This window comes from Altererythrobacter xiamenensis (genome assembly GCF_900177715.1).
GTDB classification, from domain to species: domain Bacteria; phylum Pseudomonadota; class Alphaproteobacteria; order Sphingomonadales; family Sphingomonadaceae; genus Erythrobacter; species Erythrobacter xiamenensis.
The window spans coordinates 310,053-325,680 of sequence record NZ_FXWG01000003.1 but is presented as its reverse complement, the minus strand read 5'-3'; the positions used below and the strand labels follow the sequence as shown (position 1 = coordinate 325,680).

Annotated in this window: 15 protein-coding genes; 7 read left to right on the top strand and 8 right to left on the bottom strand. The window is 62.3% G+C overall.

The features are described 5' to 3' along the window. Window positions 1–82 precede the first annotated feature (82 nt). From topA to plsY, 4 genes are all read right to left on the bottom strand, one after another. On the bottom strand, window positions 83–2,605 hold the full coding sequence (gene topA / locus CCE89_RS12145; RefSeq protein WP_086438326.1) for a type I DNA topoisomerase: 2,523 nt from the start codon (window positions 2,603–2,605) through the stop codon (window positions 83–85). A gap of 92 nt (window positions 2,606–2,697) precedes the next feature. Then, on the bottom strand, window positions 2,698–3,411 hold the full coding sequence (locus CCE89_RS12140) for a hypothetical protein (RefSeq protein WP_086438325.1): 714 nt from the start codon (window positions 3,409–3,411) through the stop codon (window positions 2,698–2,700). A gap of 21 nt (window positions 3,412–3,432) precedes the next feature. Beyond that, window positions 3,433–4,533: a DNA-processing protein DprA gene (gene dprA / locus CCE89_RS12135; RefSeq protein ID WP_200810346.1), complete on the bottom strand. Its 1,101-nt coding sequence runs from the start codon at window positions 4,531–4,533 to the stop codon at window positions 3,433–3,435. Between the two features lie 91 nt (window positions 4,534–4,624). Next, complete coding sequence (gene plsY / locus CCE89_RS12130) at window positions 4,625–5,215, bottom strand: glycerol-3-phosphate 1-O-acyltransferase PlsY (RefSeq protein ID WP_086438323.1); 591 nt, start codon at window positions 5,213–5,215, stop codon at window positions 4,625–4,627. Between the two features lie 105 nt (window positions 5,216–5,320). On the opposite strand from plsY, the gene murI reads away from it, so the two are divergent. From murI to CCE89_RS12095, 7 genes are all read left to right on the top strand, one after another. Next, window positions 5,321–6,118 (top strand): glutamate racemase, encoded by a 798-nt coding sequence (murI, locus tag CCE89_RS12125; RefSeq protein ID WP_086438322.1) that lies wholly within the window; start codon window positions 5,321–5,323, stop codon window positions 6,116–6,118. Continuing rightward, window positions 6,118–6,609 (top strand): hypothetical protein, encoded by a 492-nt coding sequence (locus CCE89_RS12120; RefSeq protein ID WP_086438321.1) that lies wholly within the window; start codon window positions 6,118–6,120, stop codon window positions 6,607–6,609. The genes murI and CCE89_RS12120 overlap by 1 nt, the downstream gene beginning before the upstream one ends. A 118-nt stretch (window positions 6,610–6,727) precedes the next feature. Beyond that, complete coding sequence (gene hemA, locus CCE89_RS12115) at window positions 6,728–7,948, top strand: 5-aminolevulinate synthase (protein ID WP_086438320.1); 1,221 nt, start codon at window positions 6,728–6,730, stop codon at window positions 7,946–7,948. Window positions 7,949–8,008: 60 nt separating this feature from the next. After that, on the top strand, window positions 8,009–8,866 hold the full coding sequence (locus CCE89_RS12110; protein WP_086438319.1) for a TauD/TfdA dioxygenase family protein: 858 nt from the start codon (window positions 8,009–8,011) through the stop codon (window positions 8,864–8,866). 76 nt (window positions 8,867–8,942) lie between these two features. Beyond that, window positions 8,943–9,632 carry a nitroreductase gene (locus CCE89_RS12105; RefSeq protein ID WP_086438318.1) on the top strand — a complete coding sequence of 230 codons (690 nt, stop codon included), beginning with the start codon at window positions 8,943–8,945 and terminating at the stop codon, window positions 9,630–9,632. A 173-nt stretch (window positions 9,633–9,805) separates the two neighbouring features. Then, a complete protein-coding gene (locus tag CCE89_RS12100) occupies window positions 9,806–10,285 on the top strand; it encodes a hypothetical protein (protein ID WP_086438317.1) in 480 nt (159 codons plus the stop codon). 97 nt (window positions 10,286–10,382) lie between these two features. Beyond that, a complete protein-coding gene (locus CCE89_RS12095; protein ID WP_086438316.1) occupies window positions 10,383–11,162 on the top strand; it encodes a transporter family protein in 780 nt (259 codons plus the stop codon). 10 nt (window positions 11,163–11,172) lie between these two features. On the opposite strand, the gene CCE89_RS12090 is transcribed toward CCE89_RS12095, so the two are convergent. From CCE89_RS12090 to CCE89_RS12075, 4 genes are all read right to left on the bottom strand, one after another. Continuing rightward, entirely contained in the window at window positions 11,173–11,802 is a 630-nt protein-coding gene (locus CCE89_RS12090; RefSeq protein ID WP_086438315.1) for a 2-hydroxychromene-2-carboxylate isomerase, read from the bottom strand. Between the two features lie 40 nt (window positions 11,803–11,842). Continuing rightward, window positions 11,843–13,048 (bottom strand): type III PLP-dependent enzyme, encoded by a 1,206-nt coding sequence (locus CCE89_RS12085; RefSeq protein ID WP_086438314.1) that lies wholly within the window; start codon window positions 13,046–13,048, stop codon window positions 11,843–11,845. A 177-nt stretch (window positions 13,049–13,225) separates the two neighbouring features. After that, window positions 13,226–14,404, bottom strand: coding sequence for a carboxynorspermidine decarboxylase (locus CCE89_RS12080; RefSeq protein WP_086438313.1), 1,179 nt, complete (start codon window positions 14,402–14,404; stop codon window positions 13,226–13,228). Further along, window positions 14,404–15,615: a saccharopine dehydrogenase family protein gene (locus CCE89_RS12075; RefSeq protein ID WP_086438312.1), complete on the bottom strand. Its 1,212-nt coding sequence runs from the start codon at window positions 15,613–15,615 to the stop codon at window positions 14,404–14,406. The genes CCE89_RS12080 and CCE89_RS12075 overlap by 1 nt, the downstream gene beginning before the upstream one ends. Window positions 15,616–15,628: the final 13 nt, after the last annotated feature.

Below are 15,628 nucleotides of genomic sequence, written 5' to 3'. Positions count from 1 at the left end.
CTCGAATTGAGAACACTACCTAAGCGGAAACCGTTGAAGATTTACCAACGCGCCAAGCTGAAGGCGGTATGCGTGAAGATGGTTACTTTGCGCTTGCCTTCTTCTTTTTTGCCGGACTTTTCCGACGCTTCTTCTTCGGCGGGCCCTTTGCGGCGCGCGCATCGATCAGCTCGATTGCCTGCTGTTCCGTCACGTCTTCCGCCTTCACATCCTTGGGGATGGTGGCATTGGTCGTGCCGTCGGTGACGTAGGGGCCATAGCGGCCCGGCATCACCTTCATTTCGCCGCCGCTGGTCGGATGCTCGCCCAGCGTCTTGATCGGTTCGGCCTTCTGCCGTCCGCCGCCCTTGCGATTGGCTGCTTCGGCCAGCATCGTCACAGCCGCATTCATACCCGTTTCGAAAACATCGCGGGTCGATTGCAGCTTCGCATATTTCCCGTCGTGGCGAAGATAGGGCCCATAACGCCCGATGGCGGCTTCGATTTCCTTGCCGGTTTCGGGATGCTCGCCGACGATACGTGGCAGCCCGAGCAGCTTGATCGCCCATTCGAGATCGAAATCGTCGAGGTCCTTGGGGATCGAGGCGCGCTTCTTCTCGCCGTCGACTTCCATCTCGATATAGGGGCCGAACCGCCCGGTCTTGCGATGGATTTCAGCGCCCGTTTCGGGATCGGTGCCCATCACGCCGTCGTCCTCGCCCGCGCCGCCATCGGCGCCCGGCTGGGCGAAACGGCGGGTGAACTTGCATTCGGGGTAGTTGGCGCAGGCAACGAATGCACCATAGCGCCCGCCCCTCAGCGCCAGGCGACCGCCCTCGCGCCCTTCCTTGTCGCACAGTGGGCAATAGCGCGGGTCCTTGCCGTCGTCGCGTTCGGGGAAGAGGAAGTCGGAGAGATAGCCGTCGAGCACTTCGGTGACTTCGGACGGCATCTTGTCCATGACTTCGTCGGCCTTGGGCTTGAAGTCCTTCCAGAACTTGGCGAGCAAATCCTTGTACGCCTCGCGCCCGTCGGAAACCGTATCGAGTTCGTCCTCCATACCCGCAGTAAAGTCATAGGCGACGTAGGTCGGGAAAAAGCGTTCAAGAAACGCGGTCAGCAGACGCCCCGATTCCTCTGCAAAGAAACGGTTTTTCTCCATCCGCACGTAATTTCGGTCGCGCAGGGTCTGGATGGTCGAAGCATAGGTCGAGGGGCGCCCGATCCCGAGTTCCTCAAGCCGCTTGACCAGCGATGCTTCGGAAAAACGCGGCGGCGGCTGGGTGAAGTGCTGGTTGGCTTCGACACTCTTCTTCAGCGGGCTGTCACCCTTGTGCATGGCGGGCAGCAAGCCGTCTTCATCATCGTCCGACTTGTCGTCGAACCCTTCCTGATAGACCGCGAAGAAGCCCGGGAACTTGACCACCTGGCCCGTCGCGCGCAGCTCGTGCTGGCCGGTCGCATCGCGCAGCGTCACGGTAGTCCGCTCAAGCTGGGCGGCAGCCATCTGGCTCGCCATCGCGCGCTTGAAGATCAGCGAATAAAGCTTCGCCTCGTCGCCCGAGCCGACTGCGTCGCGGCTGAAATTGGTCGGCCGGATCGCCTCGTGGGCTTCCTGCGCATTCTTGGCCTTGGTCGAATAGAAGCGCGGCTTTTCGGGGAGGTAGGAACTGTCGTAGCGCTCGCCGATCGCGTCGCGAAGCGAATTGATCGCCCCCGGGTCCATCTGCACGCCGTCGGTACGCATGTAGGTGATCGCGCCCGCTTCGTAGAGCGACTGCGCACACCGCATGGTGTGACTGGCGGAGAAGCCCAGCTTGCGCGCGGCCTCCTGCTGCAAGGTCGAGGTGGTGAACGGCGGTGCGGGATTGCGCTTGAGCGGTTTTGTCTCGATCTCCTCGACCGTAAAGCGCCCGTTCTCGACCGCGGCTTTTGCCGCCATCGCCGAGCCTTCATTGCCGAGCGCCAGCTTGTCGAGCTTCTTGCCTTCGAACTTGACCAGCCGCGCGTCGAACTCGGTGCCGTCCTGTTCCAGCTTGGCGAGGACCGACCAGTACTCGTCGGGCTTGAATATCTCGATCTCGTGCTCGCGCTCGCAGATTAGGCGCAGCGCGACCGACTGGACGCGGCCAGCGGACTTCGCGCCGGGCAGCTTGCGCCACAGCACGGGCGAGAGCGTGAAACCGAACAGGTAATCGAGCGCGCGGCGCGCGAGATAGGCGTCGATCAGGTCTGTATCGAGCTGCCGAGGGCTCTTCATCGCGTCGGTCACCGCGGTCTTGGTGATCGCGTTGAAGGTGACGCGGTCGACCTTTGTCGGCAGCGCCTTCCTTTTCTTCAGCAGTTCCTGGACGTGCCAGCTGATCGCTTCGCCTTCGCGGTCAGGGTCAGTCGCGAGGACGAGCCGGTCGGCGTTCTTCGCAGCATCGGCGATTTCCTTGAAGCGGCTCTGCTTGTCGCGATAGAGTTCCCAGTCCATCGCGAAGTCCTCGTCCGGGCGGACGCTGCCATCCTTGGGCGGCAGGTCGCGGACATGGCCATAGCTGGCGAGAACCTTGAAGTCCTTGCCCAGATATTTCTCGATGGTTTTCGCCTTGGCCGGCGACTCAACGATGACGAGTTGCATTATGTTTTCGTGTATCCCTTACGCGTATACGTGTGCGTACGCGCAAAGTGGGGGCCGGTTTCGCATCCCGTCAAGAGGCTTGCATACTTGCCTCAGCTGAAAACTTCGGCGGTGTGCTCGCTGTCGTCATGGACCAGCATGTAGACTGCGAGACCGAAGACGAGAAACAGCGCGTTGCTCGCCGCGTCCACCAGGCTGGCGATGGAGGCGACCGCCACCGAGATACCGGTAAAGGTCAAACTGCCGACGAGGACGGCTGAAACTATCAGCAGTCCGATCCCGAGCACCAGCCCGGCAAAGAAGATCGGCCAGCTGTGCCCACGCGTCGCGTCCCAGCTTGCGCTGAGGCTTTCCGTAATGCCCTTGCGCGCGCCGATGAGGAAACCGGATGACGCGGACCAGCGCACCGCCAGGATGATGCCCGGAACGATCAGAAGCATGAACCCGATCGCCATTCCCAGGAAGGCGAGGATCACCATTCCGACATAGGCCCAGATACGGGTGGTGGTTTCACGCAGCCTGCCGCTGTTGGCCAGCACGCTCTGCAACAGCAAATAGGATGCCACGACAGACAAGACTGCGACGCCGAACTGATAGAGGGCCGCGCCGAAACCCATCGCGCTGGTGTATTCGAAATCGAACCCGAAACTGGTGAAGGTGTCACTCTCGTCGACAAAGCCGAAAATCAGGCCGAACGCATTGGCCGCGCCGAGGACGATCACGTAAATCGCGACCTCTCTGGCATTGCGACCGATCAGGTCGAAAGTCTGACCCAGAAAACCGCCAACATCGGTGTCACGCTGCATTAGTTCCGCCCCCCATGGCATTTAGCCAGCGCGTGATACGCGGCTCCCCGCATGTCTGTCCAATTCTCCGGCAATTTCAAGCTCGAGCAGCGCCATGTGCACAGCCGCCGGCGCTTCGCCCGACTGTCGGATCAACTCGTCCACTGCGATCGGCGCATGGGTGAGCAAGCGTGCGATGTCGACCGGCTCCGCCTCGGCCAATTCCTCGCATTCGTGATCGAAGTAGAATTGCGGCGCTGCCTCGCGAAATGTCGAGCGCGGCTCGCCGTCGAAGCCGCGCAGCAGTTCCGCAACTTCCTCTGGCGACTGCACCAGCACCGCACCGTCCCGGATCAGCTGGTTGCATCCGGACGAGCGCGCATCCAGCGGCGAGCCGGGAATCGCCATGACCTCCCTCCCCGCCTCGCCCGCCAGCCGCGCGGTGATGAGCGAGCCGGACTTGGGGGCCGCCTCGACAACCAGCGTCCCCGCAGCAAGCCCTGCGATGATGCGATTGCGGCTGGGAAAGTGGCTGCCGCGCGGTTCGGTCCCGGGTGGTTGCTCGGCGATCAGCAGGCCCTCGCACGCAATGCGCTCCTGCAATTCTGCGTGCTGGGGCGGATAGGTGACATCGATCCCGCTCGCGATGACGCCGATGGTCGCGGGCATCGCTCCCTCGTGACAGGCTCCGTCGATCCCCCGCGCCAATCCCGAAACAACGACAAACCCTTGCGCGGCAAGCTCCGAGGCGAACTCCCGGGCCAGCTTGACCGCCGCCGCACTCGCATTGCGTGCACCAACCATGGCTACGCTAGGCTTGCTGGCGAGAGCGAGATCGCCGCGCCAGGTCAGGATCGGCGGCGCGCTTTCGATCTGGCCTAGCAGCGCGGGATAGTCGGGCTGGTCATGAAAGACATATCTCGCGCCTGCCGCACGGACTGCCTCAACCTCGCGCTCGATCCGGTCGGCAGGCGTGGCGCGATAGGTCCGCTTGCCGCGCTGGGCGAGATCGGGGAGCGCCTCCAGCGCCTCTGCCGCCGAACCATAGCGCGCCAGGAGCTGTCGATAGCTCACCGGGCCGATGTTGGGCGAGCGCAGCAGGCGAATCCGGGCAAAGGCTTCGGCTTGGGAAATCTCGGTCAAGGCCCACCCCTGCAAACGGCGAAAAACCGCAGCCTAGGCGCTCGTCCCTGATGGACCCAATTAACGGCTTGTAATCGCGCCGGGCGAGCGGTCAGGAATCATTCTTGCCGCCGCCGACTTTCGGCTCCTCACCGCGCATCAACCGCCCGATATTCGCGCGATGCTGGATGATGACGATCAGCGCGATGGCGATCAGCGGAGCGATGACCTGCGGATACCCCATGGCCCACGCGATGAGCGGAGCCGCGATCACTGTCGTCATCGAGGAAACCGAGGAAATGCGGCTCACCGCAAGTGTGGCCGCCCAGACCGCCGCACAGGCCAACATCACTGGCCAGGCGAGCGCCAGAAGCACGCCTGCCGCCGTGGCGAACCCCTTGCCTCCCTTGAAGTTGAGCCAGGGGGTGAAGCAGTGCCCGGCAACCGCAGCAACCCCCGCGACACCTTCCGTGCCGGGCCAGAAGTACGCCGCGATGAGCACCGGCACCGCACCCTTTGCCGCATCGAGAAGCACGGTCGCCGCTGCCAGCCCCTTGTTCCCCGTGCGCAGCACATTGGTCGCTCCGATGCTGCCCGAACCGATATCGCGCACATCGCCGAGTCCGGCAGCACGGGTCAGCAGCAGTCCGAAGGGGATCGAGCCGAGGAAAAATCCCAACAAGGCGGCGAACAAGGTTTCCAATGAAAACTCCGTATTGGCAGGGCCTATCGCAGGCCTGCCTTCCCTTTTGCCGATGCGTAAGTAAAAGGCAGCGCTTCGACAAGCTCAGCGCGAACGGAATGAGAAATTAGCGACTCCGCCTCCCCCATTTTGCTGTTCGATTCGGGTGTCGGCGGGCTGACCGTGCTGGCCGAACTGCGCAAGCTGCTGCCCGATGCGCCGGTGATCTACGCCGCCGATCTCGCCGGGCTACCCTATGGCACGAAATCCGAAGCGGAGATTGCCGCGCGTGTCGCCGGATTGCTTGGCCGGATGAGCGAGCGGTATGAGCCGCGCCTTGTCTGCATTGCCTGCAACACCGCCAGCACGATCGCGCTTGGCATGGTGCGCGACGTGCTCGAGATACCGATCGTCGGCACCGTGCCCGCGATCAAGCCAGCCGCTGCCATGACGCACACCGGCGTGATCGGACTGCTCGGCACCGAGGCGACGATCCGGCAAGCCTATGTCGACAATCTCGAAGCCGAGTTTGCGAACGGCAAGACCTTGCTGCGCCATGCGGCACCCGGCCTTGTCGCTGCGGCCGAGGCCAAGCTGCGCGGCGCTCCCGTCCCGCCAGCGACGATCGATGCGGCGGTAGCCGGGCTGCGTGAACAGCCGAAGGGAAGCGAAATCGACACGGTGGTGCTCGCCTGCACGCATTTCCCGTTGCTCGAGGACGAACTGGCGGAAGCCTTCGGGCCAGAGGTGCGTTTCGTCGACGGCGCCCAGGGCATTGCACGCCGCATAGCCAACCTGACGGAAGGCCAGGAATTTTCTCGCGAGCAGCCGGATTTTGCCGTCACTACCGGCCCGCTCGAAACCCTGGTCGAACTGGGCAACGCCTTTTCGGCCCTTGGCATCGACGGTTTGAAGCAATTCTGATGGCAGAGCGCTCCACCCTCGCCGAGCGCAGTTTCGAACGCCTGGCAGAGCAGCGCGGAGACATCACGCAAGACGTCCTCGAACGCTATTACCGCCGCTATCCGGATGGGCGCGCGTCTTTTGAGCACCACGGACTGGGCAATCGGGCCGAACTCGAAGGGCGCATGGTTTCGACCACCGCCTTCCTCCTGATGCAATGGGCGCAGGATCCGGGCGGCACGCGCATCGAGCAGGGAACGACCATCGTTCATCATCAGGACACGCTGGAAATCGGACCGCGCCTTTACCTCGGCCTGATCGACGCCGTGCTCGAAGTGCTGTTCGAGACGATCCCCGACGAGTCGGCAGAGGAACGCGCGTTCTGGCTGTCATTGCGCGGCGAGATCGCCGATTTCCTCGAGTCGGTGAGACCCGAGTTCTGGCGCAAGGACAAGGACGGCCCCCTACCCTCGCCCCCGTTCGCCGAAGGTATCACCGACCCTCCGCAGTGATCCCTATTTATCGCGAATCATTCGCAAAGATCGCGGTGGCAAAATGCAACCGAACACACTAAATCGCTCCCCACTTGGACGGCAGCACAGGCTGCAAGCAGCGAAGCGGAACGCCCGCGTGAATTACGGACAGATCTTCGACAAGGCGATCGACCGCCTCCACGAGGAAGGACGCTACCGCGTCTTCATCGACATCATGCGCAACAAGGGGGCCTTCCCCAATGCGCGCTGTTTCCACGGGCACAATGGCCCGAAGCCGATCACCGTGTGGTGTTCGAACGACTACCTCGCGATGGGCCAGCACCCCAAGGTGATCGAGGCGATGGAAACCGCCCTTCACGATGTCGGCGCGGGTTCGGGCGGCACCCGCAATATCGGCGGTAACACCCACCTTCACGTTGAGCTGGAGCATGAACTTGCCGACCTGCATGGCAAGGAAGGCGCGCTGCTGTTCACGAGCGGCTATGTCTCGAACGATGCGACGCTCTCGACGCTCGCCAAGCTGCTGCCGGGCTGCATCATTTTCTCTGACGAATTGAACCACGCCAGCATGATCGCAGGCATCCGCAATGCGGGCTGCGAGAAGCGGGTATTCCGCCACAACGACATGGCGCATCTCGAAAAACTGCTTGCTGCAGAGGATATCGAAACGCCCAAGGTCATCGCCTTCGAAAGCGTCTATTCGATGGATGGCGACGTCGCGCCGATCCACGAGATCTGCGACCTTGCCGAAAAATACAACGCGCTGACCTATATCGACGAGGTCCACGCGGTCGGCATGTATGGCAAGCGCGGCGGAGGCATCTCCGAGCGCGACGAAGCCGCGCACCGCATCGACATAATCGAAGGCACGCTGGGCAAGGCCTTCGGCGTTATGGGCGGCTATATTGCGGCCGACACCCGCGTGATCGACTGCATCCGCAGCTATGCGCCCGGGTTCATCTTCACGACTTCGCTTTCGCCGGTCCTCGCCGCAGGCGTGCTGGCAGCGGTGAAGCACCTCAAGGGATCGAGCGTGGAACGCGATGCGCAGCAGGCCAATGCCGCTGCGCTCAAGGCGAAGATGCGCGAAGCCGGCCTGCCCGTCATGGACAGCGTGACGCACATCGTACCACTGATGGTGGGCGATCCGGTGCGCGCCAAGAAGATCAGCGACATCCTGCTCGCCGAATACGGCATGTATGTTCAGCCGATCAATTTCCCGACCGTGCCGCGCGGGACGGAGCGCCTGCGCTTTACGCCCGGCCCTGCCCACACCGAAGCGATGATGGACGAGCTGACCAGCGCGCTGGTCGAAATCTGGGACCGCCTCGACCTGGAACTCGCCAAGGCTGCATAAAATGCCCAGCTTGATCGAACGGGGCTAATCGCGCATCTTCTCCCCGCAAGGGAGAGAGGCATGGCAACCGTAGCGGACAAGACTACACTCGATACCGGCACGCTCGACGTGCGGCCGATGACACCTGCTATCGGGGCGGAGATTCTCGGGATCGACCTCGGCGCGCCCGACATCGCCGACAGCATCCCCCAGATACGCGCCGCATTGCTGAAGCATGGCGTGATCTTCTTCCGCGATCAGGACCTGACGCAGGAACAGCACATTGCCTTCGCGCGCCATTTCGGCGAGCTCGAAATCCATCCGGCGACGCCGGAAGATCAGCCCAATCCCGAGGTTCTGCGGATCGCGCATGGCCCCAAGAGCCGTGGTTCCGAAAACTTCTGGCATTCCGACGTGACCTGGCGGGAGAAGCCTTCGCTCGGTTCGATCCTGCTGGCCCGGGAAGTACCCGATTGCGGTGGCGATACGCTGTTTGCCAACATGCACCTCGCTTACGAGCGGCTGAGCGAGCAAATGAAGCGCTTTTGCGAAGGGCTGACGGCGGTGCATGACATCGCCCGCGTCTTTGCGAAGCGGCTCGGCAAACAGCCCGAAGAACTGCACGACAAATACCCGCTGATGCGGCATCCCGTGATCCGGACCCATCCGGAAACGGGTGAGCGAGCGATCTACGTCAACACCGCCTTCACCTCGCATATCGAAGGGCTGTCCTCGACCGAGAGCCGCTGGCTGCTCGAGCACCTATATGCCAGGGCGAAGGACGCGGAGATTCAATGCCGCTTCCGCTGGCGTGCAGGCTCGATCGCTTTCTGGGACAATCGCGTCTGCCAGCACCTCGCCGCGTCGGATTATTTCCCCGCCCGCCGGGTGATGGAGCGAGTCACCATCGCCGGCGACAAGCCATACTTCACGGCCTGAACGCGCCTTTCCCTAGCGGATTTTACGCCCCGCTCGCGCTGCGCTAATCCCCTCTTCAGAAAGGGAGAAAAGACACATGGGCGGCAATCCGGATCAGAAGTATGACGAGGTCGTATTGGGCCGGCGGAGCATTCGCGGCTATCTCGACAAGCCAGTTCCGCGCGAGCTGATCGAGGAAATCATCGGCATGGCGATGCGCTCGCCCACTTCGATGAACACCCAGCCCTGGCACTTTCACGTCATCACCGGCGAACCGCTCGACCGCATCCGCAAGGGGAATACCGAAAACATCCTCGCCGGTGTGCCCGACAGCCGCGAGTTTCGCCGGGGCCAGCCGTTCGAAGGCAAGCACCGCGAACGCCAGGTCGGCTGCGCCATCCAGCTGTTCGAAGCGATGGGGATCGAGCGCGACGACAAGGAGAAGCGGCAGGACTGGGTGCTGCGCGGCTTCCGCCAGTTCGACGCGCCCGTCTGCGTCATCGTCACCTATGACAAGGAATTGTCCGGAAGCGACGACACGCCGTTCGATTGCGGCGCGGTCACCACCGCTCTCGTCAACGCGGCATGGTCGCGCGGGCTCGGCTGCGTGATCAACTCGCAAGGCATCATGCAAAGCCCCGTGGTGCGCGAGCATGCGGGTATCCCTGACGATCAGGTCATCATGAAGGCTGTGGCGATGGGCTGGCCCGATCCGGACTTCCCCGCCAATGCGGTCAAGATCACGCGCCGCAGCGTCGACGAAGCGGCAAACTTCGTCGGTTTCTAGACGCCGCATTAACGGTCATTTTCGCAGTTACAGGGGAGTGTCGCTTCATCCGAAGCCCGGCCCAGCCAGTCCCAATAACCTTGACCGTAAGGTCCAAATTAAGCGCAGTCCCTGAAGTCACCTCCTGCCATTTTGACGGCAGCGTGACACCCAAACGGAAAAAGGGACGCACAATGAAAAAGACAATGATGATCGGCTCTGCTGCCGCGCTCGCGCTAGCCGCGATCGGGGGATCGGCTTACGCCCAGGACGCGGGCGATACCGATACCGATACCGACGCTGGAACCGACGTAGAAACCGAAGCACCGGAATCGAACGGTGCGATCGTTACGCGTGAAGACATCGTGGAAGAGCGCGAAGTCGTCGATGAAAACGGTGATCCGGTGGTGGACGAAAACGGCGTGGCCGTGACTGAAACCGTCACCACTGGCTTTGTCCAGACCGTGGAAACCCCCTCGGGCAATATCCACACGATCACCAAGGAAGACGGCAGTCGCGCCATTGTCGAGCACCAGAGGACCGAGCGCCCCGACAAAGCTGAACGAGTCGCAAAGGCCGAACGTCCTGAGCGACCGGAACGCCCCGAGAAGCCTGAAAGGCCGGAACGTCCGGAAAAGCCCGAGAAGCCTGAAAAACCGGGCCGTCCGGGCTAAGACTAAGGCGTAACCTTAGGCAAACTCAGTGTCGCGCGGGCCGGAATATCCGCTCGCGCGGCACCGTCTCTAACGAGATGAACTCCAGGAACATTTAATGAAAACCGCAACCCGCATGCTGGCAGGGGCCGGCGCGTCCGCCCTTACCCTTATCGCCACACCAGCGCAGGCCGAGGAACCCCATATCCAGGTCAACCTTGGGGTCGATTATTCCTCTGGCGATTATGGCGATGTCGAGGACACGGACTTCCTCGCAATCCCGATAGGCGTGAAATATCAGGCCGATAATTTCTACCTCAAGGCATCGACCTCGTGGATCGAAGTCGAAGGGCCTTCGGGCGTCATCCCGGGTGACGGTGGCGTGACCCCCGGTGCACCGGGCGGAGAGGTCACCTCGCGCAGCGGAGTGGGCGATTTGTGGCTTACAGCCGGCTACTCACTGCCTGTCGGCAACGCGACGTGGTTCGATGCAGTCGGCAAGGTGAAGCTGCCCACCGCTTCCGAAGAGAAGTTTCTCGGCACCGGCAGCACGGATTTCACCGCACAGGGCGAAGTGCTGCACAGCCTCGGTAACGTCAGCCTCGCAGCCTATGGCGGCCGACGTTTCAACGGTTCGAGCGAGGTGTTCGACCTGCGCGACGTCTGGCTCGCCGGCGCTGGCGTTTACGTTAGCGCGGACCGGCTGATGGTCGGCCTCGACTATGACTGGCGGCAGGGATCAACGCCGACCGGCCCTGACATCAGCGAAGCAACCGCATCGCTCACCTACAAGCTGAGCGATGCTTTGCGGCTGCAGGGATATGGCTACACCGGTTTCGCCGACGGCAGCCCCGACCTGGGTGGCGGCATGCAGGTACTTTACCGCTTCGGGCAATAGGCCGCCTGCCCTAGCCTCCGCAATTTTCAACCCGCTGCCGCAAGAGCGGTAGCTGGTCATTGCCGAAGTACATGTGCTCGCCCCCCGCGCCGTCCTTGACGAAGATGGTGGGTGAGCCGAAGGCGCCGCGCTCGATCGCTTCCTCGGTGTTGGCGCGCAAGCGGTCCTTGTTGGGCTGCTCGACCGCGCGTTCCGCCAAAGCGGCGCCGTCGAGGCCGATCTGGTCCGCCACCGCGGCGCACACAGCCACGTCGTCGAGATTGCGCTGGTCGCCAAAATACGCCTCGAACGCCGCAGCTGCGAAGCGCTCGAGCGTCTCCTGATCGTCTTCGAGCGCGCAGCACATCCGCATCGGCGCGATCGATTTGAGGGGATGATACTCGGACGGGAAATTCATCCGCACATCGGCCAGTTCGGCCCATTCCTTGAGCCAGTCGAAGCTGCGCTTGAGCCGCGCGGCATTCTCCGGCTTGCGGCTCTCGTACACTGCCTGATTGACCGCGTTGAACACCCCGCCGACCAGAAATGGCCGCCAGGTGATCGCATAGTCCAGGCCGCTGAGCGCAGGCCGCACGTTCCTGTAGGCGAGCCGCGTCCACGGGCTCGACAGGTCGAAGAAGAAATCGATTTGTACGGTCATTCAGTGGCTCTCCCGGATTGTGCGGGAGAGCCTAGACCAATCAGCGCAGACTCACCACATTGTCGGCTTCCGGGCGCTGGCGGCTGCCGTCATAGAGGCTCGCCATCGGCTCGTCGGTTACGACATATTGTTCGGCATTGCCGAAGCCGTTGAAGCCGGTCTTCATCGCCGCGCCATATGCGCCGAGAATGCCGATCTCGATATAGTCGCCCGCCTTGATATCGCCCGGCAGAGCGAAGGGCCCTGCCATATAGTCGGCATCGTCGCAGGTCGGACCGTAGCAGGCGAAATCCTGCACGGGATCGCGCAGATCGTCCTCGAGCGCGCGCACCGGGAAACGCCATGCCACATGAGCGGCATCATACAGCGCACCGTAGGCGCCGTCGTTGATATAAAGCTCTTCACCGCGGCGCTTGTCCACGCGCACGATGAGCGAGGAATATTCCGCACAAAGCGCCCTGCCCGGCTCGCACCACAGCTCTGCGTTGTAGGCGATCGGCAGCGCGTAAAAGTGCTGATGGATGATCTGGAAGTAATCTTCGAGCGGGGGCGGTTCGAGCTCGGGATAGATGCTCGGGAAGCCGCCGCCGACGTCGATCATGTCGATCACCACCGAAGCTTCGGCGATTGCCGCGCGGGTGCGATCCAGCGCCTGGACGAAGGCAAACGGGCTCATCGCCTGGCTGCCGACGTGGAAGCAGATGCCCAACCAGTCGCAATGCTGACGGGTCAGCTGAAGCAGCGCGGGCGCTTCGGTCAGGTCGCAGCCGAACTTACTCGCGAGCGAGAGCTCTGAATATTCGCTGGAGACGCGCAGGCGCACGCACAGACGCAGGTCCGTGGCCGGCTCACCCGTCTCGGGATTGCGGCACGCCTCGACGATCTTCTCGAGTTCTTCTGCCGTATCGAGGCTGAAGGTCTTCACGCCGTGCTGGTGATAGGCCTCGGCAATCGCCTTGGGCGTCTTGATCGGGTGCATAAAGCACAGCACCGCGTCAGGCAGAAGCCCGCGCACAAGCCGCACCTCGGCGATCGAGGCGACGTCGTAATGCGTGATGCCCGCCTCCCACAGCGTCGTGATCAGATCAGGCGTGGGATTGGCTTTTACGGCATAGAGCGGCTTGCCCGGAAACTTCTCGATAAAGAAGCGGGCGGCGCGCGTGGCAGCGTGCGGACGATTCAGGATGACAGGCTCGTCCGGCGCGAGTTCGCGAACTACAGCCTTGGCGTCGGGAAAGGTGTGCAACTCAAGGGACCCCCGGAAGGTTTAGTTTCTGACATTAAACGTTCAGGGCTGCCTTGCGGTAATCGGTTCCCTTGGGGCAGCGGAGGCGCGCATATAGGGCCTCTGCGCGCAATCGCAAACCAAAAATGCGCCTGTCCGAACGGCAAAATGCCTATGCGTTCACTGCAATCAACGGCCTCAGGACAATCGGTTCCGAAAATCCTCGTATTCGAAGGACTTCACGCAATCGAGCGCGTCGGTTTCGCTGTCCCACAGCCAGAGGCTGGGGAGCTGGACGCCGTTGAATGTATTGGTCTTCACCATCGAATAATGCGCCTGATCGAGGAACGCGAAGCGCGCGCCCGGTTCGGCAGGCACCGGCAGGCGATAATCACCTATCACATCGCCCGCGAGGCACGACGGACCGCCGAGACGAATCGGTATCTGGCTCTCGTCGGTGAGCTCACCCAGCATAGCGGGTCGATAGGGCGCTTCGATCACATCGGGCATGTGGCAGGTCGCGGAGACGTCCGTGACGCCAATCGGCACTTCGTTGAAGCCTGTATCGAGCAGCGTCCCGACGAGGATGCCGGCATCCAGCGCGACAGCCTCCCCCGGTTCGAGATAAATCTCAGCCCCGGTATCTTCCTTCGCATCCTTGAGGAACTCGACCAGCTCGTCACGCTGGTAATCGGCGCGGGTGATGTGGTGACCGCCGCCCATGTTGATCCACTTGAGCTGGCCGAAATAGGGCTCGATCGCATCGAAAACCCGGTCCCATGTCTGGCGGAGCGGCCCAAGGTCCTGCTCGCACAGATTGTGGAAGTGGATCCCCTCCACACCTTCCATGTGTTCTTCGGTCAGCTGGTCCAGCGGGAAGCCGAGCCGCGAGCCGGGAGATGAGGGATCGTAGCGCGGCACCTCACCTGTCGGCACCTGCGGGTTGATGCGCAGGCCAACGTCGATGTCACCGCCGGTCACCCGCGCCTGATCTAGGATCAGCGCCGCACGCTGCAGCTGGCCGGGCGAATTGAAGATCACGTGGTCGGAGAGGCGACAGATTTCCTCGAGCTCGTCGGGCTTGAACGCGGCCGAATATGTCGCGATCTCGCCATCATAGAACTCGGAAGCGAGCCGCGCTTCCCACAGGCCGGAGGTGCACACGCCGTCGAGATACTCGCCGATAATCGGCGCGGTCGACCACATCGAAAAGGCCTTCAATGCCGCGAGCATCTTGATGTCCGCTTCGTCACGGATCGCCGCAAGCACCTGGCAATTGGCGCGCAGCTTCGCCGCATCCACCACGAAGGCGGGGCTGTCGACACGCGAGAGGTCGAAATGGGCGAAAGCGCCCGGATCACCGGCTCTGGTTTCCATCAGAAGTCGACTGGCCCGTCCATTTCCTTCACCTGCCAAGGCAGGCCGTGATCGTTTAGCATCTCCATGAAGGGATCGGGGTCCATTTCCTCCATGTTGAACACGCCGTCACCTTCCCACTTGCCGGTGACCATCATCGCCGAACCGATCATCGCAGGAACGCCGGTGGTGTAGGACACGGCCTGGTTGCCGGTTTCCTCGTATGCTGCCTCGTGGCTGCAGATATTGTTGATGTAGAAGGTCTTCTCGCCCGAACCGTCGAGCGCTTCGCCGGTCGCGATCACGCCGATATTGGTGTTGCCCTTGGTCGTCTCGCCCAGCGTTTCGGGCTTGGGCAGGACCGCGGCGAGGAACTGCAGCGGGATGATCTCCTGCCCCTTGTACTTGATCGGATCGATCCGCGTCATGCCGACATTCTGCAGCACGGTCAGGTGCTTGATGTATTCATCGCCGAAGGTCATCCAGAAGCGCGCACGCTCTAGCTCCGGATTGAACTTGGCGAGGCTTTCCAGCTCCTCGTGATACATCATGTACATGTTCTTGGTGCCGACGCTCTCGAAGTCGAATTCCACCTTCTTGCCCATTGCGGGGGTCTCGACGAACTCGCCGTTCTCCCAGTGACGCGCGGGCGCAGTCACTTCGCGGATGTTGATTTCGGGGTTGAAATTGGTCGCGAAGGCCTGGCCGTGATCGCCGCCATTGCAGTCGAGGATGTCGAGCTGGCGGATGGTCTTCAGCTTGTGCTTCTTCAGCCACATGGTGAAGACGGACGTGACGCCCGGATCAAAGCCCGAGCCGAGCAGCGCCATCAGGCCCGCTTCCTTGAACCGGTCGTGATAGGCCCACTGCCACTTGTATTCGAACTTCGCCTCGTCCTTCGGCTCGTAGTTGGCCGTGTCGAGATAATCGACACCCGCCTCCAGACAGGCATCCATGATGGGAAGATCCTGATACGGCAGCGCCAGATTGACGACCAGCTCCGGCCCGACCGTCTTGATCAGTTTGACCATCGCCGGGACTTCCTCGGCATCGACCTCATACGTCGCCACATCCACCCCGGCGCGCTCCTTGACGCTCGCGGCGATCGCGTCGCATTTCGATTTGGTGCGGCTGGCGAGGTGGATCTCCGAAAAGATGTCGGGGTTGAACGCCATTTTGTGGACGCAGACCGAGCTGACGCCGCCGGCTCCGATTACGAGGACTGTCGACATGTGGGGGTTCTCC

Bases quoted from the DNA above. Each gene is read 5' to 3' on its own strand.
- CCE89_RS12140 (WP_086438325.1), bottom strand. From the start codon at position 3,411: ATGCAGCGTGACACCGATGTTGGCGGTTTTCTGGGTCAGACTTTCGAC.
- CCE89_RS12105 (WP_086438318.1), top strand. From the start codon at position 8,943: ATGGGCGGCAATCCGGATCAGAAGTATGACGAGGTCGTATTGGGCCGG.
- CCE89_RS12120 (WP_086438321.1), top strand. From the start codon at position 6,118: ATGGCAGAGCGCTCCACCCTCGCCGAGCGCAGTTTCGAACGCCTGGCA.
- CCE89_RS12075 (WP_086438312.1), bottom strand. From the start codon at position 15,615: ATGTCGACAGTCCTCGTAATCGGAGCCGGCGGCGTCAGCTCGGTCTGC.
- CCE89_RS12110 (WP_086438319.1), top strand. From the start codon at position 8,009: ATGGCAACCGTAGCGGACAAGACTACACTCGATACCGGCACGCTCGAC.
- CCE89_RS12090 (WP_086438315.1), bottom strand. From the start codon at position 11,802: ATGACCGTACAAATCGATTTCTTCTTCGACCTGTCGAGCCCGTGGACG.
- CCE89_RS12100 (WP_086438317.1), top strand. From the start codon at position 9,806: ATGAAAAAGACAATGATGATCGGCTCTGCTGCCGCGCTCGCGCTAGCC.
- CCE89_RS12095 (WP_086438316.1), top strand. From the start codon at position 10,383: ATGAAAACCGCAACCCGCATGCTGGCAGGGGCCGGCGCGTCCGCCCTT.
- CCE89_RS12080 (WP_086438313.1), bottom strand. From the start codon at position 14,404: ATGGAAACCAGAGCCGGTGATCCGGGCGCTTTCGCCCATTTCGACCTC.
- topA (WP_086438326.1), bottom strand. From the start codon at position 2,605: ATGCAACTCGTCATCGTTGAGTCGCCGGCCAAGGCGAAAACCATCGAG.